This window comes from Parvibaculum sedimenti (assembly GCF_009184905.1).
Classification (GTDB): Bacteria; Pseudomonadota; Alphaproteobacteria; order Parvibaculales; family Parvibaculaceae; genus Parvibaculum; species Parvibaculum sedimenti.
Genome location: NZ_WESC01000005.1, coordinates 53,581 through 76,118 on the forward strand (window position 1 = coordinate 53,581; position 22,538 = coordinate 76,118).

General features: G+C 62.5%; 15 protein-coding genes. 9 read left to right on the forward strand and 6 right to left on the reverse strand.

What is annotated here, in order from left to right; all coding sequences use genetic code 11:
* Window positions 1-111: 111 nt before the first annotated feature.
* From F2P47_RS06510 to F2P47_RS06520, 3 genes are all read left to right on the forward strand, one after another.
* Window positions 112-2,751: an autotransporter outer membrane beta-barrel domain-containing protein gene (locus tag F2P47_RS06510; protein WP_152215466.1), complete on the forward strand. Its 2,640-nt coding sequence runs from the start codon at window positions 112-114 to the stop codon at window positions 2,749-2,751.
* A 151-nt stretch (window positions 2,752-2,902) separates the two neighbouring features.
* On the forward strand, window positions 2,903-4,357 hold the full coding sequence (locus tag F2P47_RS06515) for an MBOAT family O-acyltransferase (protein WP_152215468.1): 1,455 nt from the start codon (window positions 2,903-2,905) through the stop codon (window positions 4,355-4,357).
* Between the two features lie 11 nt (window positions 4,358-4,368).
* Window positions 4,369-4,746 (forward strand): hypothetical protein, encoded by a 378-nt coding sequence (locus tag F2P47_RS06520; RefSeq protein ID WP_152215470.1) that lies wholly within the window; start codon window positions 4,369-4,371, stop codon window positions 4,744-4,746.
* A 64-nt stretch (window positions 4,747-4,810) separates the two neighbouring features.
* Here F2P47_RS06520 and F2P47_RS06525 read toward each other — a convergent pair whose 3' ends face one another.
* On the reverse strand, window positions 4,811-6,229 hold the full coding sequence (locus F2P47_RS06525) for a glutamate synthase subunit beta (RefSeq protein ID WP_152215472.1): 1,419 nt from the start codon (window positions 6,227-6,229) through the stop codon (window positions 4,811-4,813).
* A gap of 1 nt (window position 6,230) precedes the next feature.
* A complete protein-coding gene (gene gltB, locus F2P47_RS06530) occupies window positions 6,231-10,922 on the reverse strand; it encodes a glutamate synthase large subunit (protein ID WP_246176776.1) in 4,692 nt (1,563 codons plus the stop codon).
* A 534-nt stretch (window positions 10,923-11,456) separates the two neighbouring features.
* Here gltB and F2P47_RS06535 point away from each other — a divergent pair.
* Both F2P47_RS06535 and F2P47_RS06540 read left to right on the forward strand, forming a co-directional pair.
* On the forward strand, window positions 11,457-12,494 hold the full coding sequence (locus F2P47_RS06535; RefSeq protein WP_152215474.1) for a threonine aldolase family protein: 1,038 nt from the start codon (window positions 11,457-11,459) through the stop codon (window positions 12,492-12,494).
* 93 nt (window positions 12,495-12,587) lie between these two features.
* Window positions 12,588-13,001 carry an Hpt domain-containing protein gene (locus F2P47_RS06540; RefSeq protein WP_152215476.1) on the forward strand — a complete coding sequence of 138 codons (414 nt, stop codon included), beginning with the start codon at window positions 12,588-12,590 and terminating at the stop codon, window positions 12,999-13,001.
* 8 nt (window positions 13,002-13,009) lie between these two features.
* On the opposite strand, the gene F2P47_RS06545 is transcribed toward F2P47_RS06540, so the two are convergent.
* The gene (locus F2P47_RS06545; protein ID WP_152215478.1) at window positions 13,010-14,818 is read right to left on the reverse strand and encodes a response regulator; all 1,809 of its coding nucleotides are present in this window, start codon (window positions 14,816-14,818) and stop codon (window positions 13,010-13,012) included.
* A gap of 319 nt (window positions 14,819-15,137) precedes the next feature.
* Here F2P47_RS06545 and F2P47_RS06550 point away from each other — a divergent pair, with 319 nt between their 5' ends.
* Window positions 15,138-17,840: a bifunctional acetate--CoA ligase family protein/GNAT family N-acetyltransferase gene (locus F2P47_RS06550; RefSeq protein ID WP_152215481.1), complete on the forward strand. Its 2,703-nt coding sequence runs from the start codon at window positions 15,138-15,140 to the stop codon at window positions 17,838-17,840.
* 60 nt (window positions 17,841-17,900) lie between these two features.
* Here F2P47_RS06550 and F2P47_RS06555 read toward each other — a convergent pair whose 3' ends face one another.
* On the reverse strand, window positions 17,901-18,365 hold the full coding sequence (locus tag F2P47_RS06555) for an Hsp20 family protein (RefSeq protein ID WP_152215483.1): 465 nt from the start codon (window positions 18,363-18,365) through the stop codon (window positions 17,901-17,903).
* Between the two features lie 312 nt (window positions 18,366-18,677).
* Between F2P47_RS06555 and F2P47_RS06560 the strand changes: the two genes are divergently transcribed.
* The 3 genes from F2P47_RS06560 to F2P47_RS06570 all read left to right on the forward strand — a co-directional run bounded on the left by F2P47_RS06560 (window position 18,678) and on the right by F2P47_RS06570 (window position 20,492).
* Entirely contained in the window at window positions 18,678-19,064 is a 387-nt protein-coding gene (locus F2P47_RS06560; RefSeq protein WP_152215485.1) for a hypothetical protein, read from the forward strand.
* Between the two features lie 112 nt (window positions 19,065-19,176).
* Window positions 19,177-19,521 carry an SCP2 sterol-binding domain-containing protein gene (locus F2P47_RS06565; protein ID WP_152215487.1) on the forward strand — a complete coding sequence of 115 codons (345 nt, stop codon included), beginning with the start codon at window positions 19,177-19,179 and terminating at the stop codon, window positions 19,519-19,521.
* 8 nt (window positions 19,522-19,529) lie between these two features.
* Window positions 19,530-20,492, forward strand: coding sequence for an alpha/beta fold hydrolase (locus F2P47_RS06570; RefSeq protein WP_185680988.1), 963 nt, complete (start codon window positions 19,530-19,532; stop codon window positions 20,490-20,492).
* Here the strand turns inward: F2P47_RS06570 and hisN are convergent.
* Together hisN and F2P47_RS06580 are read right to left on the reverse strand one after the other, a co-directional pair.
* Entirely contained in the window at window positions 20,484-21,293 is an 810-nt protein-coding gene (hisN, locus tag F2P47_RS06575) for a histidinol-phosphatase (protein WP_152215491.1), read from the reverse strand. The genes F2P47_RS06570 and hisN overlap by 9 nt on opposite strands.
* Before the next feature lie 162 nt (window positions 21,294-21,455).
* Window positions 21,456-22,463 (reverse strand): amidohydrolase family protein, encoded by a 1,008-nt coding sequence (locus F2P47_RS06580; RefSeq protein ID WP_152215492.1) that lies wholly within the window; start codon window positions 22,461-22,463, stop codon window positions 21,456-21,458.
* Window positions 22,464-22,538: the final 75 nt, after the last annotated feature.

The following is a 22,538-nucleotide window of genomic DNA, read 5'->3' on the forward strand; positions in this document are numbered from 1 at the left end:
TTCAAACAATCGTGCAGAAAAAGATTGTTTAACTGTTTGTTTTTCCTCGCGACGGATTTGATTTTTCGCACCGTTTGAGTGGGGTCAATTCCTCACAGGGGGTCGGTCGCCTTGCCTTATTCACCCGTCCATGTGCGGCGCTCGCAGCGCCGCGCAACGAAGCTTTGCGCGCTCATTCTGCCGCTCTCTCTCTGGAGCGGGCTTGCGGGTGCGGATACGACGATTTCCTCGTCGACCACCGCGCAAACGACTTCGGCGGACGGCGATATAACCGTGACGGGGACGCTCTCCGTCGGCGCAGACACGGCGGTGACAATCGACAGCGACAATTCCTTCACGAATGAAGGATCGACCCTCGCGGCGAGCGCTGGCGGCATCGGCGTCAGCGTCACCACCGCGACCACCGGCTCCATCGCGAATACGGGCACGCTCAGGACCGGTACGGCAGCGTCGTCAGACACGGCGGATGACGGCGTGATTGGCGGTCCGGCAATCGAGGTTTATCAGAGCCTTGGCGGCGGCATTTCCAACGCCGCGGGCTATACGATCACCACCTATGGAAACAATACGATCTTTGTCGGTACCGATGCGACAAGTCCCGCCAATATCACGATCGGCAATGTCGGCACGGATGCCGAAGCCTATGGGATCTATAACGCCGGATATATCTATACCTACGGCAGCAATTCGGGCGAGGCGACCACCGCGATCCGTGTCGAGGCGGATAGCGGATATACGTCGGATCTGACAGGGGGCATCTCCAATGCCGGGACGAGTTCGATCATTCTCTCCCGCGCTATCGACGCCGATGCGACGGGCATCAGCATTGGCTCCGGCGGTATTGTCGACGAGATCGTCAACGAAGGTACGCTTGAGGCGTTGACGCTCGGCACCACGGGCGGCAAGGCGGTCGCGATTTCCGTCGAGGCGGGCGGCACACTGAACGGCATCACGAATTCGGGCACGATCGAGGCGTCCGCAAGTACCGTGGGCGACGCCGTCGCGATTGTCGATGCGTCTGGCACGCTTTCGAGCATCGTCAACTCGGGCACCATCGAGGCCATCGCGAACGATGGCGCGGCAACCGCAATCGATGTCTCGACATCGGCCTCGGCTTTCACCCTGACGAATAGCGGAACGATCACGGGTGCTATCTATCTCGGCAGCGGCGCCTCGACCATCACCTCCGATGACGGCACGATCACCGGCAATATCGACATTGCTTCAGGCGGTACGCTCGATATGAGCCTGTCGGGTGGCGCCGAGTTCACGGGCGGCACCAACACCGGCGCAACCGGCACTCTGGACGTGCAGGACGCGACTTTTCGCAGCGCGGGTTCGGGCTACTACGCGACGACGGCCGCCTTCGCGAGCGATTCCATCTTCGCCGTCACCTATGACGCAGTGGCCAACACGAGCGCGCTGCTGACGACGACGGGCACGACGAGCTTTGCCGCGGGCGCAACGGTGGATGTCACCTTCTCTTCCTATCTGAGCACGTCAGAAACCATCAATCTGGTCGATGCCGGGACGCTCTCACTGTCAGCTGGCGGCGTGGACGATCTCCTTATCGGTGGTGTGAGCGCAGGCTATAACGCGGTGCTGAGCACGAGCGGGAACGAGCTTTACATCACACTGGCGCGCAAGACGGCTGCGGAACTCGGCATCACCGGCAATGCGGCGACGATCTACAATGTCGCGCCGACGGCGTTTGCCCTGGACGACGAATTCGGCGCGGCTGTCGGCAATCTTTCGACGGTTGCGGCAATTCAGAAGCTCTACAAGGATCTGCTGCCCGATCTCAGCGGCGCGCGCGAGGAGCAGGCGCTGCGGGTGCAGGACATTTCTTCGGGCATCGTGTCGAGCCGTCTCGATCTTCTGCGCAGCGACGATCAGGATGGTCAGACGACAGGGTATCGCCGACGCCGGAATACCGGCCTTTGGGCGCAGGAGGCAGTCTCGGCCGAGTCGGGTGCCGGTGGAGAGAAGTCGGCCTCATATGATGGCACGCTTTACGCGCTTGCCGTCGGCTACGACACGCGCGACGGCGATGGCGACGTCTCGGGCGCCTCCTTCACCTATGCGGCGATGCAGTATGGCGCGAGCGATCCCGCACACGACAACGTCAATCAGACCTATCTCCTCCAGCTTTATCACGCGCTGAACCGCGGAGCTTTCTACTGGGACGCGATGGGCAGCCTGGGTCTCGACAGCTACAAGGGATACAGGCAGGTGACGGCGGGCGACGTTACGCGCAATCCCTATGCGAACTGGATGGGCTATCAGGCCGGGTTGTCGACTCAGGTCGGCTACGATCTGGCGCTTGGGCCGATCTCGATCCGGCCGGCGCTCGGGGCTTCCTATACCTATCTGCGTCAGGCCTCATATACGGAGGAGGGCGGTGGAGATGGTGTCGACCTTGCCATCAATGCAAACAGCTTCCAGTCGTTTCGGACGACCGCGGAACTGCGCGTCAGCGGCAAGACGGGCGGCAATCCCGACATCGACCCCTATCTGCGCGGTGGCATCACGCATGAGTTTCTCGATGCGACGCCGGTGGCCGACGGTCATTTCGTTGCCGGGGGCGCCTTCTCGGTTGAGGGCGATGCTCTGGACAAGGACATACCTTTCGCAGGCCTGGGGCTCGGCATCGGAAGTGGCTATGCGCGGCTCAATTTCGACTATACGGGCCAGTTCGGCGACAAGCTGACCTCGCATCAGGCGACGGCGACTTTCGTCATGAAGTTCTGAGTGAGGCCTTTCGGGTGTTAACCATAAGTCCAGCCTTTCATTGAGATTTCACCAACACTGTCCAATATTGGGACGCGCCGTCGGGGCTTCCGGGCGGCGCGTCTAGGCCGACGCCAGGCGGCGTGTGGGGCAACATTGGGCGCTGGCGGGCATGCTGTTTCCGACCCTCGAGTTCGGGATCTTCTTTCTGATCGTCTTCACGGTCGGATGGGGCCTGCGCGCGGCCCCGGCCTTGCGCAAATATTTTCTCGTCGCGGCGAGCTATGTCTTTTACGGCTGGTGGGACTGGCGTTTCACGGGGCTGCTCTTCGCGACGACGCTCATCAATTATCTGGGTGGCCTCGCGCTCGGCAAGGCAGAGCGTGTTGGCTTCCGCAAATTCATCGTCGGCGTGACGGTGGCTGTCGATCTGGGCGTACTGGCCTTCTTCAAATATTACGGCTTTTTCCTTACCTCGCTTGACGAGTTGCTGACGACGTTCGGACTTCATCGCGATCTGCCGTTCCTCGAAATCATCCTGCCTATCGGCATTTCCTTCTTCACCTTCCAGGGCATCTCCTACGTCGTCGACGTCTATCGCGGGCATATCGCAGCCGAGAAATCGCTGCTCGACGTCATGCTCTTCAAATCCTTCTTTCCGCAGCTCGTCGCGGGACCGATCGTGCGCGCGGCGGATTTCATCCCGCAGCTTCACGCGCCCGCCCGGTTGACGCGCGACCATATCGCGGTGGGCACTGTGCTCATTCTGACGGGTCTCGCCAAGAAGATGGTGATCGCGAACTATCTCGCGACGGAGCTTGTCGATCCGGTGTTCTTCGATCCGACGGCGGTGGGCGCGCTCGACCTGCTCATCGGAATTTATGGCTACGCCGTGCAGATCTATTGCGACTTCTCGGGCTATAGCGACATTGCCATCGGCGTTGCGGCGCTGCTCGGCTATCGCTTCCGTGAGAATTTCGACCAGCCCTATCGCGCCTCAAGCCTGCAGGACTTCTGGCGGCGCTGGCATATCTCGCTGTCGAGCTGGCTGCGCGACTATCTCTATATTCCGCTGGGCGGCAGCCGCGGCAGCGAGGCGAAGACCTATCGCAATCTCCTCATCACCATGTTCCTTGGCGGCGTCTGGCACGGCGCGGCATGGACATTCGTGATCTGGGGTGCATTTCACGGCGCGATGCTCGGCATAGAGCGGTTCGTCCGCACCAAGCTCAATGAACTCGCGCCGCCACAGGCGGGCGACGAGGCGCAGATCCTGTCGCGGCTAGGTAACTTCGCGCAGCATATGGTTGGCGTCGTCTGGACATTCCATCTCGTCTGCTTTGCCTGGATATTCTTCCGTGCCGACAGCTTCGGTACGGCGCAGGATTATCTGAAGGGCTTTGCAGACTGGACGGGCAGCCATGACCATGTGACGCCGTTTCTTGTGGGACTGGTTGCGCTCGGGATGATCTTCCAGTTTACGCCGCGCAATCTGGGCCGCGAGCTTGCGCTGGCGATCCGTGTGCTCCCCTCGCCGTTGCTCGGGCTACTGTTGGGGGCGGGGATCCTGGTCATATGGGCGGTGGCGCCCGAGGGCGTCGCGCCCTTCATCTATTTCCAGTTTTGAGGGCACGCCCCATGCTTGATCTGCTCGACGACGGGAACGTAGACGACGACAGGCTGGAAGCCGTGCGCGTCGCCGACATGGAGCGCGATGAGGTGACGCGGCGGAGCGTCGCGCGTTTTGCCCGCGCCATGTGGATCGTGGTCGCGTTGCTGCTGCTCTTCAACAGCGGCCAGCTCATCACCGTGGTCAATGGTTTCGGTGTAGGGCCGGTGCAGGACGCTGCTGTGGCGCTTTCCACGACCTGGAACGAACAGATGGAGAAGAACGGGCTCGCGAAGCCCGTGGCTGTCATTCGCGCCTTTGTGGAGCGCCTGCGTGGCGCAGGCTGGAGCGAGGTGCATGACGGCGCAGTCGAATTGCGCGGCACCTATGGCGAGGCGAAGGGTTGACGCCATATAAAAAGGCCCCACCGTTTCCGGCGGGGCCTTCTGAAGTGCTGCGCGTTGGCCGCGCTTAGCGGGGGAGCGTCGTCTCGCCCATCAGGAAGAGATCAACCTCGCGTGCGGCCTGACGGCCTTCGCGGATCGCCCAGACGACAAGCGACTGGCCACGGCGCATGTCGCCCGCAGAGAAGATCTTGTCCTTCGCTGTCTTGTAGGTCGCCGTGTCGGCGGCCACGTTGCCGCGCTTGTCGAGATCGACGGCCAGTTCTTTCAGCATACCCTCATGCACCGGCGAGACGAAGCCCATGGCCAGCAGCACGAGATCGGCCTTGAGCTGGAACTCGCTGCCGGGGATCGCCTGCATCTTGTCGTCGAGACGCGCGCATTCGATTGCGGTCACCTGACCGGCTTCGCCGATGATGCGCTTCGTCATGACGGCGAAGTCGCGAACGGCGCCTTCGGCCTGGCTCGACGAGGTGCGCATCTTGAGCGGCCAGTCGGGCCAGGTGAGCAGCTTGTTTTCCTTCTCGGGCGGCGCGGGCATGATTTCGAGCTGCGTCACCGAGACGGCGCCCTGACGGAGCGAGGTGCCGATGCAGTCGGAGCCCGTGTCGCCGCCGCCGATGACGATGACATGCTTGCCATCGGCAAGGATCGGCTCGGCATTGAGGAGCGGCTCGTCGGATACGCGGCGGTTCTGTTGCGGCAGGAATTCCATCGCGAAGTGAACGCCACGAAGATCGCGGCCTTCAACCGGAAGATCGCGCGGCTGCTCGGCGCCGCCAGTGAGAACGACTGCGTCGAACTCGTTGACGAGGTCGGCGGCCTTCTTCGTCACGCCGACATGGACGCCGTAATGGAAGGTCACGCCTTCGCCTTCCATCTGCTGGACGCGACGGTCGATCAGATGCTTTTCCATCTTGAAGTCGGGAATGCCGTAGCGGAGCAATCCACCGGCCTTCGCGTTCTTCTCGAAGAGATGAACATCATGGCCGGCGCGGGCAAGCTGCTGCGAGCAGGCGAGGCCCGCCGGGCCCGAACCGATGACGGCGACCTTCTTGCCGGTCTTGCGCGCGGGCACGTCCGGCTTCAGCCAGCCTTGTTCCCAAGCGCGGTCGACGATGGCGCATTCGATCGTCTTGATGGTGACGGGCGCTTCCTGGAGGTTCAGCGTGCAGGACGCCTCGCAAGGGGCGGGGCAGACGCGGCCGGTGAACTCGGGGAAGTTGTTCGTCGAATGGAGGTTGCGCGAGGCCTCTTCCCAGTCGCCGTGATAGACCAGATCGTTCCAGTCGGGGATCTGGTTGTTCACGGGACAGCCATTGTGGCAGTAGGGAATGCCGCAATCCATGCAGCGTGAGGCCTGATCCTGCGTCGACTTTTCGCCGAGCGGGATCACGAACTCGTTGTAGTTGCGGACGCGGTCCGCCGCCGGAAGGTACTTGCGATCCTGCCGGTCGATTTCCAGGAATCCTGTGATCTTTCCCACGTTACTCTCCTGCCACGGCGATTGCCTCGGCGGCGCTTTCCTGCGCGCGCGCCATTTCCTTCAGGGCGCGCCGATACTCGACCGGCATGACCTTGCGGAACCTGGGCAGCATTGCGGCCCAATTGGCGAGAATGTCCTTCGCACGCGACGAATTGGTGTAGCGCGCATGGTTCTCGATGAGGTGGCGAAGGCGCTCGGCATCGAAACGGGTCATGTCCGACATCACATCGACGCGGCCATGGGCTTCGAGGTCGCCACCCTGGTGATGCACCTTCTCCAGCAGATCGTCTTCGGCCTCGATGGGTTCGAGTTCGACCATGGCCATGTTGCAACGCTTCTCGAACATGCCGTCCTCGTCGAGGACATAGGCAATACCGCCCGACATGCCGGCCGCGAAGTTGCGGCCGGTCTGGCCGAGAACAACGACAACGCCGCCGGTCATGTATTCGCAGCCATGATCGCCCGTGCCTTCGACGACGGCGATGGCGCCTGAGTTACGAACGGCGAAGCGTTCGCCAGCGACGCCGCGGAAGTAGCTCTCGCCGGAAATCGCGCCGTAGAGCACGGTATTGCCGACGATGATCGACTTCTCGGGAACGATATGCGTGTTCTTCGGCGGGTAGACGATGAGCCGTCCGCCCGAAAGACCCTTGCCCACATAGTCGTTGGCCTGGCCTTCAAGTTCGAGCGTGACACCCTTCGCGACCCAGGCGCCGAAGCTCTGGCCCGAGGTGCCGTTGAACTTCACATGGATCGTGTCGTCAGGCAGTCCGGCATGGCCATAGGCCTTGGCGACGACGCCGGAGAGCATGGCGCCCGCCGCGCGGTCGACATTGGTGATCGGCATTTCGATCTGAACGGGCTTCTTCGTCTCGATGGCGGACCTCGCCTCGGCGATGAGCTTGCGGTCGAGCACCGTCTCGATCTGGTGGTGCTGATTCTCGCTCTTGAAGATGCCCACTTCGCCATCGACCTTCGGCGCGTGGAAGAGGCGCGAAAAGTCGAGGCCATGCGCCTTCCAATGCTCGACGACCTTGCGCTTGTCGAGCATGTGGAGCTGGCCGATCATCTCGTTGAACGAGCGATAGCCGAGCGAGGCCATGTATTCGCGCACTTCTTCGGCGACGAAGAAGAAGTAGTTGATGACGTGTTCGGGTGTGCCGACAAAACGCTTCCTGAGTTCCGGGTCCTGCGTCGCGACGCCGACCGGGCAGGTGTTGAGGTGGCACTTGCGCATCATGATGCAGCCAGCCGCGATGAGCGGCGCGGTGGCGAAGCCGAATTCGTCGGCGCCGAGCAGCGCGCCGATGACGACGTCGCGGCCCGTGCGCAGACCGCCATCGACCTGAACGGTGATGCGGCTACGTAGACGGTTCAGCACCAGCGTCTGATGCGTTTCGGCAAGGCCGATTTCCCAGGGGGAACCGGCATGCTTGATCGAAGTGAGCGGGGAAGCGCCCGTGCCGCCCTCGAAGCCCGAGATGGTCACATGGTCGGCGCGCGCCTTCGAAACGCCGGCGGCAACCGTGCCGACGCCGATTTCGGAGACGAGCTTCACCGACACCTGACCGTCGGGGTTGACGTTCTTGAGGTCGTAGATGAGCTGGGCCAGGTCTTCGATCGAATAGATGTCGTGATGCGGGGGCGGGGAGATAAGGCCCACGCCCGGCGTCGAGTGGCGCACCTTGGCGATCGTCGCATCGACCTTGTGGCCGGGCAGCTGCCCGCCTTCGCCGGGCTTCGCGCCCTGCGCCATCTTGATCTGCATCATGTCCGAGTTGACGAGATACTCGGTGGTGACGCCGAAACGGCCGGACGCCACCTGCTTGATGGAGGAGCGCATCGAGTCGCCATTCGCCATCGGCACGAAGCGGTCGGATTCCTCGCCGCCTTCGCCCGTGTTCGAGCGTCCGCCGATGCGGTTCATGGCGATGGCAAGCGTCGTATGCGCCTCGCGGCTGATCGAGCCGTAGGACATGGCGCCCGTGGCGAAGCGCTTGACGATATCTGCAGCCGGCTCGACCTCATCGAGCGGCACGGGCTTGCGCCCATCCTGCTCCGCCGTCTTCACCTCGAAGAGCCCACGGATCGTCAGCAGGCGCTCGCTCTGGTCGTTGATGCGCCTTGCGAAGTCGCGATACTTGTCCTGGCTGTTGCCGCGCACGGCGTGCTGAAGATCACGCACGCTATCGGCGTTCCAGGCATGTTCCTCGCCACGCATGCGTTGGGCGTATTCGCCGCCGACCTCGAGCATGTTGCGGAGATAGGGTGTATCGCCGAAAGCCGCCTGATGCCGACGGAAGGTCTCTTCCGCGATCTCGTTGCAGCCGACGCCTTCGATGACCGTCTGCGTGCCGGTGAAATACTTCTTCACGAAGGCGGAGTTGAGGCCGACGCCGTCAAAAATCTGCGCGCCGCAATAGGACTGGTAGGTCGAGATGCCCATCTTGGACATGACCTTGAGCAGCCCCTTGTCGACCGCCTTGATGAAGCGCTTGTTGACTTCATAGGCCGTCAGCTTCTCGTCGAGATCGGGGAGCATGGCTTCCAGCGTCTCGAAGGCGAGGTAGGGGTTGATCGCCTCCGCGCCATAGCCCGCAAGGCAGGCGAAGTGATGCACCTCGCGCGCCTCGCCGGTCTCGACGACGAGACCGACCGAAGTGCGAAGACCCTTGCGGATCAGATGGTGATGAACGGCAGACGTCGCGAGCAGCGCCGGTATCGCCATCCGTTCAGCCGAAACCGTGCGGTCCGACAGGATGATGATGTTGAAGCCCTGTGTGACCGCCGCTTCCGCGCGTTCGCACAGCCGGTCGAGCATCTCTTCCATCGCCTGCGCGCCGCGTTCGGCCTTGTAGGTGATGTCAAGCGTCTCGGAGCGGAAGTGATTGTCCGGCACCGCGCCGATCTGGCGGATCTTCTCGAGGTCTTCGTTGGTCAGGATCGGCTGGCGCACTTCGAGGCGCTTCACCTTCGACATGCCCTTGAGATCGAGCAGGTTCGGGCGCGGGCCGATGAAGGATACCAGCGACATGACGAGTTCTTCGCGGATCGGGTCGATCGGCGGGTTCGTCACCTGAGCGAAGTTCTGCTGGAAGTAGCTATAAAGCGTCTTCGACTTCGATGAGAGCGCGGAGATGGGCGTGTCCGTGCCCATCGAACCGATTGCTTCCTGTCCCTCGATCGCCATGGGTGACATCAGGAACTTGATGTCTTCCTGCGTGTAGCCGAAGGCCTGCTGCCGATCGAGCAGGTTTGCGGCGTCCGATGCGGCGGGCGGCGCCTTCTTCACAGGCGCAGGCATGTCCTCGAGCACGATCTGCGTGCGGTCGAGCCATGTCTGATAGGGATGAAGCGTCGCGAGCTTCGCCTTGATCTCGTCATCGGCGATGATGCGATGCTCTTCGAGGTCGATGAGCAGCATCTTGCCGGGCTGGAGACGCCACTTCTCGACGATGCGCTCCTCGGGAACAGGCAGCACACCCATTTCCGACGCCATGATGACGTTGCCTTCGTCGGTGACGAGGTAACGCGCAGGGCGAAGGCCGTTGCGGTCCAGCGTCGCGCCGATCTGGCGACCGTCCGTAAAGGCGACGGCTGCAGGGCCGTCCCACGGCTCCATCAGGGCGGCGTGATATTCGTAGAAAGCGCGGCGATCCTCGTCCATGAGCGGGTTGCCCGCCCAGGCTTCGGGGATGAGCATCATCATCGCCTGAGACAGCGAATAGCCGCCCATGACGAGAAGTTCGAGCGCGTTGTCGAAATAGGCCGAGTCGGACTGGCCATCGACGGCGATCGGCCAGAGCTTCTTCAGGTCGTCGCCCAGAATCTCCGACTGCATGGAGGAATAGCGCGCCTGGATCCAGTTGACGTTGCCGCGCACCGTGTTGATCTCGCCATTGTGGCAGATCATGCGGAACGGATGCGCGAGGCGCCAGGTCGGGAAGGTATTGGTCGAGAAACGCTGATGGACGAGCGCGAGCGCCGTCTCCATGCGCGGGTCGGTGAGGTCCTTGTAATAGGAGCCGACCTGAGCCGCGAGCAGCATGCCCTTATAGACGACGGTGCGCGAGGACAGCGAAGGAATATAGAAATCCTTCGGCATCTCACGCTTCTCGTGGAAGAGCGTGTTGAAGATGCGCTTGCGGATCACGAAGAGCTTGCGCTCGAAATGGTTCTGATCCGTCGTCGACGGGCCCTTCGCGATGAAGACCTGACGATGCACGGGCTCGGTCGGCTTCACCGAATAGCCGAGATCCGTGTTGTCGACGGGCACTTCGCGCCAGCCGAGGAAAATCTGGCCTTCCTCCGAGATGACGAGCTCGGCGAGGTCCATCACGCGCTTACGCTCGGCCTCGTCCTGCGGCAGGAAGAAATGGCCGATGCCATATTCGCCTTCCTTGGGCAGCGTGAAACCGAGGCGCGCCGCTTCCTCGCGGAAGAAGGCGTCCGGAATCTGAATGAGGATGCCAGCGCCGTCACCCGCCTTCGGGTCGGCGCCGACCGCACCGCGATGCTCGAGATTCTCGAGAATGTGCAGGCCGTCCTCAATGATCTTGTGCGATTTTCGGTTGTGGATATTCGCTACGAAGCCGATGCCGCAGGCATCGCGTTCGTTCCGGGGGTCATAGAGACCCTGCGCGTCGGGTAGACCGCCCGCAGGAAGCGCCACCATGGCTTGCTTCTCCGTCATATCCAAAATCCTCACCTGTCTGTCCCCATGTGCGCCTGGAGGCAAACCGTTCCCGTTGCCGTTTACGTTCTGATGCCTGCCGATGGCCCTGAAGGGGCACCCGGAGGCCGCGGAACGCTTATCGGATCGCACGCCTAATTGCAAAATCGACCCGTGGGGCGCTTATTGCCCCGTCGCTCAGTTCGCCGACAGACTCTAACTATTTGAAATTAAAGGTAAATCGACGTCCGTTGCGGATGGGTCCGCTGCTTTTCGCGCGAATGCCCCCTCCTAAGGAGGCAAAACCCACTTCAGCGAGGGGATCATGCCCAATGCGCCCGATTGAATCAAGCAAATATGGCAGGATTGCTGACCTAAAAATGGCCCGCTCCGGTTTCCCATTCCGGCGTTGCAAAATCGCCTCGCCCCGACCCGTCGGGAGGGCAAATCCCGCAGCCCCGTGACAGCGCGGGCTGGCTGGCCTATTTCTGGGGCACTCTACGAAATTCGCGCTTTCATCCCGCCAGACGGCATCCTGTATCGAGGTCTGCACCCGTGATCTTCACCAGCGACAATGCGTTCGGCGTGGCGCCTGAAATTCTCGACGCCATCGCGCGCGCCAATATGGGCGCGGTGCCTTCATATGGCGAGGACGAGATCACGAAGCGGCTGCAGGGCCGCTTTGCTGAAATCTTCGAGCATGAGGTGGCGGTCTTCCCCGTGGCGACCGGAACGGCGGCGAATGCGCTGGCGCTTGCGACGCTGACGCCGCCCTATGGCGCGGTCCTCTGCCATGAACATGCTCATGTGCATGTCGATGAATGCGGCGCGCCCGAGATGTTCACCGGCGGCGCGAAGCTCGTCGGGGTCTCCGGCGCCGCCGCCAAGCTCGATCCACAGGCGCTCGAGGCGGCGCTGGCGACTATGCCTGCAGGCAACGTCCATAATGTGCAGCCGACTACCCTCACCGTCACGCAGTCGACCGAGTCGGGTACCGTCTACACACTCGGCGAGTTGCGCCGGCTGACGGGCATTGCCGAGGGGCGCGGCCTCGCCGTCCACATGGACGGCGCGCGCTTCGCCAATGCGCTGGTGTCTCTCGGCTGCTCGCCCGCGGAGATGACGTGGAAGGCTGGCATCGACGTTCTCTCTTTCGGTGCAACGAAGAATGGCGCGCTCGCGGCCGAGGCGGTCGTCTTCTTCGATCCGGCACGCGCGGTTGACTTTGCGTTCCGCCGCAAGCGGGCCGGGCATCTCTTCTCCAAGATGCGTTTCGTCTCTGCGCAGCTCGAAGCCTATCTGGACGATGACCTCTGGCTTCGCAATGCCGCACATGCCAACGCGCTTGCAAAGCGGCTTGCGGACGGTCTGGCGCTGGTCAATTCGGCGCGGTTGCAGGCGCCTGTCGACGCCAACGAACTCTTCGTGCGTTTGCCGCGCGGGACACTGAAGCGGCTTCGGGAAGCGGGCGCGGGGTTTCACCCCTGGCCCATGGAAGGCGACGACGCCGAGAACCGCACGATCAGGCTCGTCACCTCATTTGCCACGCGGGGTGAGGACGTCGATCGCCTCCTTCAGGTTGTGAGCAGTTGAGCGCGGCTCCAACCCTATCCTTTATCCTTCATTAAGCCTGTTCCCTCTAACCTCGCGGGGCCGGAATCTCTCCGGCGACATCCGGGGTCTGGCATGGCGAATCCGAACTCTGCGCAGAGCTATGAAGAGATGATCGCGCAGGCGGAAGCAGCGGTTGCAAGCCTGCGCGGCGCCTATCGGCAGCAGTTGACGGAAGATGTCGCTGCCCTCGTCGACATCTGGGCGAAACTCGAACCGGAAGCCCCCGACGCGACGCTCGATGAGGTTCACTCCCTCGCCCATAACGTCAAGGGGCAGGGCGGCTCGTTCGGCTATGACCTCGTCACCTCGATCGGCGCCTCGCTTTGCGACTATCTGCGCAGCGGCCACCGCGTGTCGGCCAGGGAACTGGATATCGTTCACGCGCATCTCAAGCTGCTGAAGCTTGTCAGTGACAATGATGTTTCGGGAACAGGTGGCGAGATGGGAGAGCGCATCGTCGAGAAGCTGCGTGCTCTGACGAGCTGAGCCGAATTTCAGTCGAACAGACCTTCGAGATCGTCCAATGCATTTTCCAGCAGGGCCGCTTGATCGGTCTTGTCCTTATTGTCGTTTGTTGATGCCGCTTCTGGCACCATTGTCGCCTTGACCTGCGCCGTTGGCATGACGCGGGCCATCTCCGCGACGAGAATGTCGATCTTGAACGGCTTGGCGACGAAGCCATCCATGCCGGCAGTGAGATAATTCTGACGATGCCCCTCCGTCGCATGGGCGGTCAGCGCGATAATGGGGACCGTCCGCCACGGCTCGTCGGCGGCGCGGATGATCTGGGTCGCGAGAATGCCGTCGACCTCCGGCATCTGAATATCCATCAGCACCAGATCGAAGCGTGCTGCCCGCAAGGCACGCACCGCTTCGGCGCCGTTATTCGCGATGGTGAGACGATGGCCCAGCCGCTCCATGACGGCGCTGACGAGCTTCTGATTGACGGCCTGATCCTCGGCGAGCAACACATCGAGGGGCGTCCCGGTCTTCTCGCTTTGCTGCAATTCGGCCTGTGCGGGCGCGGACGGGAAGGGGGCGGCAAGGCGGCGCTCGGCGTCTCGCCTCGACTGCGCGAGTTCCAGCGTGGCTTGCGCAAGCTTCGCGCGTTCCCGTTCGAGCTCCACCTGCGTTTCCTGCAATTCGGTGACGCGGGCCGCAAGTTCGATCTCGCTTTTGCGTAGCGCGTATTTTGCGTCCTTCACATGCGTGATGTCGGTCTCGACCACGATGAAGTGCTCGATCTTTCCATTATCGCCACGAACGGGGCGCGCCTCGATAGACGCCCAGTAGGCGCGGCCGGACCTGGTCTGATTCCGCATTTCGATGTTGCGCAATTCGCCGCGGCGCCGGCTCTCGCTCAGCGCCCTGACGGCGCCGACGGGCCATGTGCGGCCCGCCAGAACCTCGTCCGGCATTCGTCCCTCAACATCTTGCCGGTCGAAGCCGGTCAGTGCGACGAAGCCCGCATTGCACCAGGCGATCCGCCCGGTTGCGTCAGCGATGAGCATGCCGGCTTGCGTACTGTTCGCCACCAGCGCTAGCATCTTGTTGGTACGAAGGTTTTCTCCGAGTTTCGACCATGTGTCGTCGAAGACACGAGCAAGCGCGCCGATCTCGTTCTCCGGGATATCCGCTGGCGCTTCGAAGCGTTCTCCGGGGCGACTGCTCCCGATCGCACGGGCAAGCTCCGTGATCGGCCGCACGACGCCGTGGCGAACAAGCGCGTAAATCGCACCCAGAAGCAGGATCAGGGCGGCGAAGCGCCGCAACGCCGAATGCCAGAGCGTTTGGCTCATCTCGCCGCGCACGGAATCAAAATCGATGGCTGCTACCATGACGCTGCCAATGCGCGGCAGTGGTGCGACGCGGATCCAGAGAGGTTTGCCTCTATGAGATAGTTCGAAGCCGAGGACAGTCTGTTCATCGAAGCTGCGCGATAATGCTGCACGGACGGGGGGCTCGTTCAGCAGCGCGCCTTCGTTGGCGCCGCGCCCGGTATCCGAAATCGCGTGGCCTTGCGGATCGACGACATAGAGGCCGAGAAGATCGGGCAAGGCACGCGCCTTGCGATCGAGCCATTGTCTGGTGTGGTTAAGCGTGAAGGACGGATTGGTTTCTGCGATCAGGCTGAACCCGTCGGTTACTGCGGTGGCGCGGAGCGATACCCGGTCGCGCAACCGGTCCATGCCATCGCGATAGTCGAGTGCGATCTGGACGCCGGTCAGAAGGAAGCTGACGATCAGAAACTTGATCGCGAATTCGCGCGACAACCGTCCGGTGTGAGCGCCGGTGATGCTCATGCCGTCCCGCCGGGAATCAGGTTGGGGCAGAGCGGCGGCTCCGACCAAGCGGTCGGCCGGGAGTCCCGGTTATCTTTGTGCTCATCGAGCGGCATGCTCATCGGCCCCATTTATCAGAATATGCTTTTAGCGCCGGAGGGGTTAAGGCCTTGCTAAAACGAGAAGTTCTCGATTAACGATTTCTGAATGCGCCACCTTTTGCTGCGATGCGGCAAAAGGTGGCGCATACGACCTGTCGATCCTTCATACTGTTAGGCCAATATGTTCGAGACGGTAATTCGCTGATCCCTCACGCTCTTCCGATGGAGATCTCCCCCGCATGACGATCCGCAATCTCGACAAGATGTTCGCCCCACGGTCGGTCGCGCTGATCGGCGCAAGCGCCAGAGAGGGCAGCGTCGGGCTGGTGGTGCTCAAGAATCTGACCGGCGCGGGCTTTGCGGGCCGCGTCATGGCGGTGAACCCCAAAGCGGCGTCGATGAACGGAAGTCTTGGTGGCGTCGAGTTGGTGGCCGATGTGGCGAGTCTGCCCGAGGCTCCGGACCTTGCGGTCGTCGCGACACCGGCACAAACCGTTCCCGGGCTTATTTCCGAGTTGGGCGCCAAGGGAACGCGCGCCGCTGTGGTCATCACGGCGGGCTTCGCCGAGTTGGGCGAAGAGGGCAAGGCGCTTCAGATGAAGATTCTGGAAGCGGCCCGACCGACCCTCATGCGTATCGTCGGGCCGAACTGCCTCGGCATCATGGTGCCGGGCGTGGGGCTCAACGCTTCCTTCGCGCATCTGACGCCGCTCAAGGGCGATATCGCCTTTGTCTCGCAGTCGGGCGCGATCGTCACTGCTGTGCTCGACTGGGCGACGACGCGCGGCATCGGCTTTTCGCATGTCGTCTCCTTCGGCGGCATGTCGGATGTCGATTTCGGCGACATGCTCGACTACCTCGCGCAGGACCCGAAGACGCGCAGCATTCTTCTCTATATCGAGTCCGTGCGCGAGGCGCGGAAATTCATGTCAGCCGGGCGGCAAGCTGCGCGCTTGAAGCCGGTCATCGTCATCAAATCGGGAAAGCACGCAGCGGCAGCCAAGGCGGCGGCCTCGCATACGGGCGCGCTTGCCGGATCGGACGCGGTTTATGAAGCGGCCTTCCAGCGCGCCGGCATGCTGCGCGTGGACGGTCTCGACGATCTTTTCGAGGCGATTGAAACGCTTTCGACGCGGCCCGAGCGAAAGCCGCTCGCGGGCACCAAGCTCAGCATTCTGACGAATGGCGGTGGCGTGGGCGTGCTCGCGACGGACTTTCTGCTCGACCTCGGCGGGCGGCTCGCCGAGATCACGCCGGAAACGGTGGAAGCCCTCGATGCCGTGTTGCCGCGCACATGGAGCCACGGCAATCCCGTCGATATCATCGGCGATGCGCCTGCCGAGCGCTACACGGCGGCGATAGACCTGTTGCTCAAGGACAAGAATACCGACGCGCTGCTGGTGATGAATTGCCCGACGGCGGTTGTCGACAATGTCGCGGCGGCCCATGTGGTGGCTGACGCGGCGCTCAAGAGCGGTAAGCCCGTTTTTACGAGCTGGCTCGGCGATGCCGGCGCGCGGGCGGGGCGTGAAGTGTTCCTCAACCGCAGGGTGCCGACTTTCGACACGCCGAACCAGGCGATCACGGCCTTCATGCATCAGGTGCGCTATCAGCGGAACCAGCGGCTGCTGATGGAAATTCCGCCAGCCGGCCCGGCCTGGCCCGACCGCGATCTCACAACCGCGCGACGCATCGTCGATACGGTTCTCGCCGAGAAGCGCGAATGGCTGAATGAGATGGAGTCGAAGACGCTGCTCGCGGCATACGGCATTCCCGTGGTGGACACGCGGATCGTGCGCGATGCGGAGGAGGCGGCGCGTATCGCCACCGAGATCGGTTTTCCCGCCGCAGTCAAAATCCTCTCGCCGCAGATCACGCACAAGACCGATGTGGGCGGCGTTGCGCTGGGGCTTGAAAATGCCGATGCCGTGCGCGCCGCAGCGACGAAGATGCTTGCCGATGTCGCCAAGGCTGCGCCCCATGCGACGATCGAAGGCTTCACGGTGGAAGCCATGGTCAGCCGGCCGAGCGCCTTTGAACTCATTCTCGGCGTGGTGGACGACGCAACTTTCGGGCCGGTCATCCTTTTCGGGCAGGGCGGTACGGCGGTCGAGGTCATTCGCGACAAGGCGATGGCGCTTCCGCCGCTCAATCGGGTGCTGGCGGAAGATCTCATTCGCCGCACCCGCATTTCGCATCTGCTCGAAGGCTATCGCGACCGGCCGGGCGCCGACTTCGACGCGATCTCCGGGACGCTGATGGCGCTGGGCGATCTCGTCGCCGATCTGCCGGAAGTCTATGAGCTCGACATCAATCCGCTCTGGGCCGATCACAGCGGCGTCATCGCGGTCGACGCGCGGGTGCGTGTACGCCCGCCGCTTCTGGCCGGCACACGCCGCCTTGCCGTGCGCCCCTACCCTTCCAGTCTCGAAGGCGAGTTGCATGACCGCAAGGGCAACGTCTTTCCCATGCGCCCCGTGCGGCCCGAGGATACGGCGCTGATCGACGATCTTCTGGAGCACACGGACCCCGACGATCTGCGCATGCGCTTTCTCTCGCCGCTGCGCCGCCTGCCGCGGCAGCTCGCCGCGCGTCTGACGCAGATCGACTATGACCGCGAGATGGCTTTCGTCGTCTATACCGATGAAAGCCGGAAGGAACTGGCGGCGGTCGGACGCCTGTCGGAAGATCCCGACCGCGAGCGCGCCGAATATGCGATCCTGGTGCGGACGGACAAGCAGGGTATCGGTCTTGGCCATTCGCTCATGAAACATCTCATCGCCTATGCGGAATATCGCGGCGTCGGAGAAATCTTCGGCCATGTGCTGCGCGAAAACGGCCACATGCTCGATCTCTGCGAGGCCCTGGGCTTTGCGCGCGAGCGCCTGGAAGGCGAGCCGGGCGTGGTCGAAATGCGCCTCGCGCTTCCCAAGGCGAAATAGACACAAAAATGGGAGCGCCCGTTACAGGCGCTCCCGGTATTCGTCGGGCTGTGTCGTCGCTTATTCGGCGGCGGCGAGGTTACCCTCGATAGTCTTCTGCGTCGGCGCGACGGCCGAGATTTCAATCTGGCGCGGCTTCATCTGCTCGGGGATCTGGCGGACCAGATCGACATGCAGCAGCCCGTTTTCGAGATGCGCGCCCTTTACCTCCACATGATCGGCAAGCTGGAAGCGGCGTTCGAAGCTGCGTCCGGCAATGCCCTGATAGAGGTAGTTCGCGGCCTCGGGCTCGGTGCGCTTGCCCGAAATGGTGAGCACGTTCTGCTTCACCTCGATCGAGAGGTCTTTTTCGGCAAAGCCGGCAACCGCCATGGTGATGCGGTAATCGCTCTCGCCGAGCCGCTCGATGTTATAGGGCGGATAGGTCGGCTGGCTGGCGTCGCGCGTCACGGAGTCGAGCAGCGACTGGAGCTGGTCAAAACCGACCGTGGAACGATAGAGCGGGGAAAAATCGAAGGCTCGCATGATGTCACATCCTCTTGAAGCGATGGCAAATCCATGGGCGAAAGGCTTTCTCGCCGCCATCTGGCCGGCCTTGCCTTCCGTCCCCCGAACCCGCTTCGGCGGCGTTCGGTCATCCTGAGGTAGGAACGGCCATGTGCGGATTCAAGGCGGGGCTGGGCCACCCCGCTACGGCCGAAAGCCGCAGAATCGGGCCCGTTTCCTCCTTCGTTCGTGAACGCAGCCTGAATACACGGCCCAGCCTTCGTTCAGGCCGGGGAGTGCATTGTCTGTCTCAAGGATCGATGTCCGGTCCATTTGCCAAGGAGGCAGACGATGAAAAAGCTATTCGCCCTTGCCGGTCTCGCGACGGCTCTTTTCGCGGCGGTTCCCATGGCGGCGCAGGCCGACAGCTACCGCCATGTAGAGCGCGACGGTCCGCGCGGCGGTCATTACGAACGTGATGTCTATCGCGACAATGACCGGCATGGAGATCGCGACTGGGGCCGTCATGGCCCGGATCGTCGCGATTACCACCGCATGGAGCGACGCGACTTCGGCTATTGGCGTCCGCATCTGGAACGCGCCCGCTACCATCATTTCGGCCGTCCGGTTTTCTATGACGACTATTACCGCGTTCCCTGCCGCGACGAGCGGGGCCGCATGGTGATGCTGACGCTGAGCGCCTATACGGGAGCGGTGCTCTCCGTCAGCTTCCGCTAGGTGCTCGGCGGACGAAGGCCCCGCTTCGGCGGGGCCTTTTGTTTGCGGTCTTGCCGCAGGGGTGCCCAAGGTGCTGATATGGTTGCAATCAGAAACGGCAGGCGCGCCCCGCATGAAAGCCACATCCATCCCCGCCGACGCAGTAGCGGCCGCAGCCGAGATCACGCTACTTCTACGCCGCGTGCTGGAAGGCGAGAATCTGGGTGCCAAACTCAAATTCGATTACGGCGCGGCAGGTTGCGTTGTGGTGGATGGGCGCAAGGTGCCCAACGAAGTTCACAACCGCAACGAAGAAGCCGACTGCACGGTGCAGATAGACCCGCTTCTTCACCTGCGCATTCTGCATTCCGAAGTTGATCTGACGACGGCTTTCCGGCAAGGCAAGATGCGCGTCATGGGCGATGTGGGCGTCGCGGTGGGGCTCACCCCCATCGTCGCCAGAAAAAATCAGGCCTGATCTTGGTTGTGCGGTCTCCAGCTCCCATCGTCAAAATCCCCGAAAATCCGACGCCTAAAGGTGCCGATGCCTTCTGGATCGAGGCGGGCGATGGCACACGCCTGCGCGCGCTCACATGGACGCCGGAGGCGGCCGGCATCGCGCATCCGCGCGGCACTGTTTTCGTATTCAATGGGCGCACGGAATTTGCCGAGAAATATTTCGAGGTGATTGGCGAGCTGATCGCCCGCGACTTCGCTGTGGCGACGCTCGACTGGCGGGGACAGGGGCTTTCGGACCGTGCGCTGCCCGACCCGCGCAAGGGCTATGTTGGCGACTTCAACGAGTTCGACGGCGATCTGGCGAGTTTCATGGGCAAGGTCGCGCCCGACTTTCCCAGGCCCTGGATCGCGCTCGCGCATTCCATGGGCGGCAATATTCTGACGCGCGGCGTGCACGACCATCCGGAATGGTTTTCTGCTCTGGTGCTTTCCGCGCCCATGCTGGGTCTGCGCCTCGGCAGAGCAATGGGCATGATCCGGATGCTCGCTTTCGTGGCGACACGCCTCGGCTTTGGCGACCGATATGTGCCTGGCGGCAACGCAAAGGCCGCGCATGAACTTCCTTTCGAGGAAACGGTGCTGACGCATGACGCGCGGCGTTATGCGATTTATCAGGCGCTGACCCGGAAGGAGCCGAAGCTCGGCCTCGGTTCGGCAACCTTCGGCTGGCTTGCCGCTTCCTTCCGCTCCATCGAGCGCATCATGACGCAAGCATGGCTCGGCGCGATCAAGCTGCCGGTTCTGATTTCGGTTGCGGGGCACGACCAGTTGATCGAGCGCTCGTCGCTGGAGGCAGCAGCAAAGATGTTGCCCGATGCGCAACTCGTCGCAGTAGAAGGCGCCGATCACGAAGTGCTGATCGAGACCGACGATCTGAGGGCGCAATTCTGGCGCGCCTTCGATGCGTTCGTCAGCCGGTGTCTAGGCTGACGGAACCTTCGAGAGGATTTCCAGAGCCGCTGCATGAAGCTCCGGCGTCGCGGCAGCAACGACCGAGCCGCCCATTTGCGGGTCGCCGCCAGTCCAGCTCGTCACGATACCGCCCGCATGTTCGATCACGGGTATCAGCGCCTGAACGTCATAGGGCTGGAGGCTCGACTCGATAACGAGGTCGAGAGTGCCTGCGGCGAGCAGGCAGTAGAAATAGCAATCGCCGCCGAAGCGACGGAGACGCACCTTGCTACTGATCTCGCGGAAGGCGGATTTGCTCGCCTCGTCCCTGAACATCGCGGGGTCCGTGTTCCCAAGCAGTGCGTCCTCGAGCTTCGTGCAGCGGCTTGTCTTGAGGACACGGTGCTCATGGCGGCTGATGAGTTCGGAGCCACCAGGCCGGCCGAGGAAGCGCTCGCCAATATAGGGCTGGTCCATCAGGCCGATGACGGGCTTCGAGCCGTCATTGAGCGCGATCAGCGTTCCCCAGAGCGGGACGCCGGAGATGAAGGAGCGCGTGCCGTCGATCGGGTCGATGACCCAGGTGAGAGGGCTCGTGCCTTCTTCCTTGCCATGCTCTTCGCCATGGATGCCGTGGGTAGGGTAATGGCTCTTGATGAGCGCGCGGATCGCCTGTTCCGCGTCGCGGTCCGCCGCCGTCACCGGATCGAAGACGAATTCGCCGCGTTTGTTGTCGACCGAAAGGCCGGAGCGGAAATGTGGAAGCGTCACTTTCGCCGCCGCGTCGGCGAGACGCTGAGCAAAGGTTGAGAGTTCGTCGATTTCGGCAGGGGAAAGCATGGACGGCTCTTTGCTATGGGCAGAAGCTTATACCGCGTTTTGCGGCCGGTCAGAAGGAAGATGGATGCCGGATCAGGTCCGGCATGACGAGGTGATGGGGCCGCGTTCACCACACAACAACCGTCACCCCGGACTTGATCCGGGGTCCATCTCGTCGCGCGGCTAACCCAGCCGGTAAACGCGCTTCGCCGTGTCATGGAACAGGGCGGCCTTTTCCTCGGCGTCGAAACCCTGCGCGATCTTCTTGAAGGCGTTCCAGAGCACGGGCGCGGAGCAGGAAAGTTTGTCGACCGGGAAATTGCTTTCGAACATGCAGCGGTTGGGGCCGAAAGCATCGATGGTGTGGAGGTAATAATCGCCGGTTGCGGCGACGAGTTCATCGGAGGTCGGCGGCGTGTCGCGCTTGTGCCAGTCGAAGCCGTTCACCGCCATGTTGATGCCGCCGATCTTTGCCACGACATTCGGGCATTCGGAAAGCTCGACAATGTCGGTCATCCATTGCGCGAAGACTTCGGAGCGCCGGCCCGCATGCTTGCCGATGCCGAGCGGCCCGCCGAAATGATCGAGAATGATCGGCGTTTCCGGGAAGGCGCGGGCAAGCTCGGTCAGTTCGGGGATCTGGTGGTGATAGAGCCAGGCATCGAAGCTGAGACCGTATTTCGCGAGCCGCGCGAAGCCTTCGCGGAATTTCGGCAGACCGAAGAGACCCGGAGGCGGATTGGTATGCGTCGGGCGCACTTCCGGACTGTCATCAAAGGCCGAGGCATGGCGGATGCCGCGAAAGCGCCGGGGCGCGGCGGCGATATGCGCTTCGAGCACCTCGTCCACGGCGGTGCCGAGCGTGAGATCGGCAAAGCCGACAATGCCTGCACAAGCGCGCATCTCGCCATAAAGCCCGCTTGCCGATTGCGCCGCGATGCCGTTGATGAATTCCGTTTCGCCGACCGGCTTCAGATGTTCCGGCCCCTCGGCGCGGTACATGGCCGTGCATTCGACGAAGACGGTGGCGCGGATATTGTGGCCGGTATTCTGCGTGTCCGCATTCAGCTCATCCAGCATGTAGCGCGAACCGGGAAAATCCCAGAGATGATGGTGCGGGTCGATGATCGGCAGATCGGGCGCGATGATTTCTTCGCGGACTTTTCCCAGCCATTCGTCATTGGTCGCCATGGTTTCTCCTCCCCATTATTTTGGGAGAGAGTGGCATTGCCGCAGCGATGACACAACGGGGGCGCAGAAACGAAA

Excerpts from the sequence above, each read along its gene's own strand:
- F2P47_RS06515 (WP_152215468.1), top strand. The coding sequence starts at position 2,903 with ATGCTGTTTCCGACCCTCGAGTTCGGGATCTTCTTTCTGATCGTCTTC.
- F2P47_RS06520 (WP_152215470.1), top strand. The coding sequence starts at position 4,369 with ATGCTTGATCTGCTCGACGACGGGAACGTAGACGACGACAGGCTGGAA.
- gltB (WP_246176776.1), bottom strand. The coding sequence starts at position 10,922 with ATGACGGAGAAGCAAGCCATGGTGGCGCTTCCTGCGGGCGGTCTACCC.
- F2P47_RS06540 (WP_152215476.1), top strand. The coding sequence starts at position 12,588 with ATGGCGAATCCGAACTCTGCGCAGAGCTATGAAGAGATGATCGCGCAG.
- F2P47_RS06545 (WP_152215478.1), bottom strand. The coding sequence starts at position 14,818 with ATGAGCATCACCGGCGCTCACACCGGACGGTTGTCGCGCGAATTCGCG.
- F2P47_RS06550 (WP_152215481.1), top strand. The coding sequence starts at position 15,138 with ATGACGATCCGCAATCTCGACAAGATGTTCGCCCCACGGTCGGTCGCG.
- F2P47_RS06555 (WP_152215483.1), bottom strand. The coding sequence starts at position 18,365 with ATGCGAGCCTTCGATTTTTCCCCGCTCTATCGTTCCACGGTCGGTTTT.
- F2P47_RS06560 (WP_152215485.1), top strand. The coding sequence starts at position 18,678 with ATGAAAAAGCTATTCGCCCTTGCCGGTCTCGCGACGGCTCTTTTCGCG.
- F2P47_RS06565 (WP_152215487.1), top strand. The coding sequence starts at position 19,177 with ATGAAAGCCACATCCATCCCCGCCGACGCAGTAGCGGCCGCAGCCGAG.
- hisN (WP_152215491.1), bottom strand. The coding sequence starts at position 21,293 with ATGCTTTCCCCTGCCGAAATCGACGAACTCTCAACCTTTGCTCAGCGT.
- F2P47_RS06580 (WP_152215492.1), bottom strand. The coding sequence starts at position 22,463 with ATGGCGACCAATGACGAATGGCTGGGAAAAGTCCGCGAAGAAATCATC.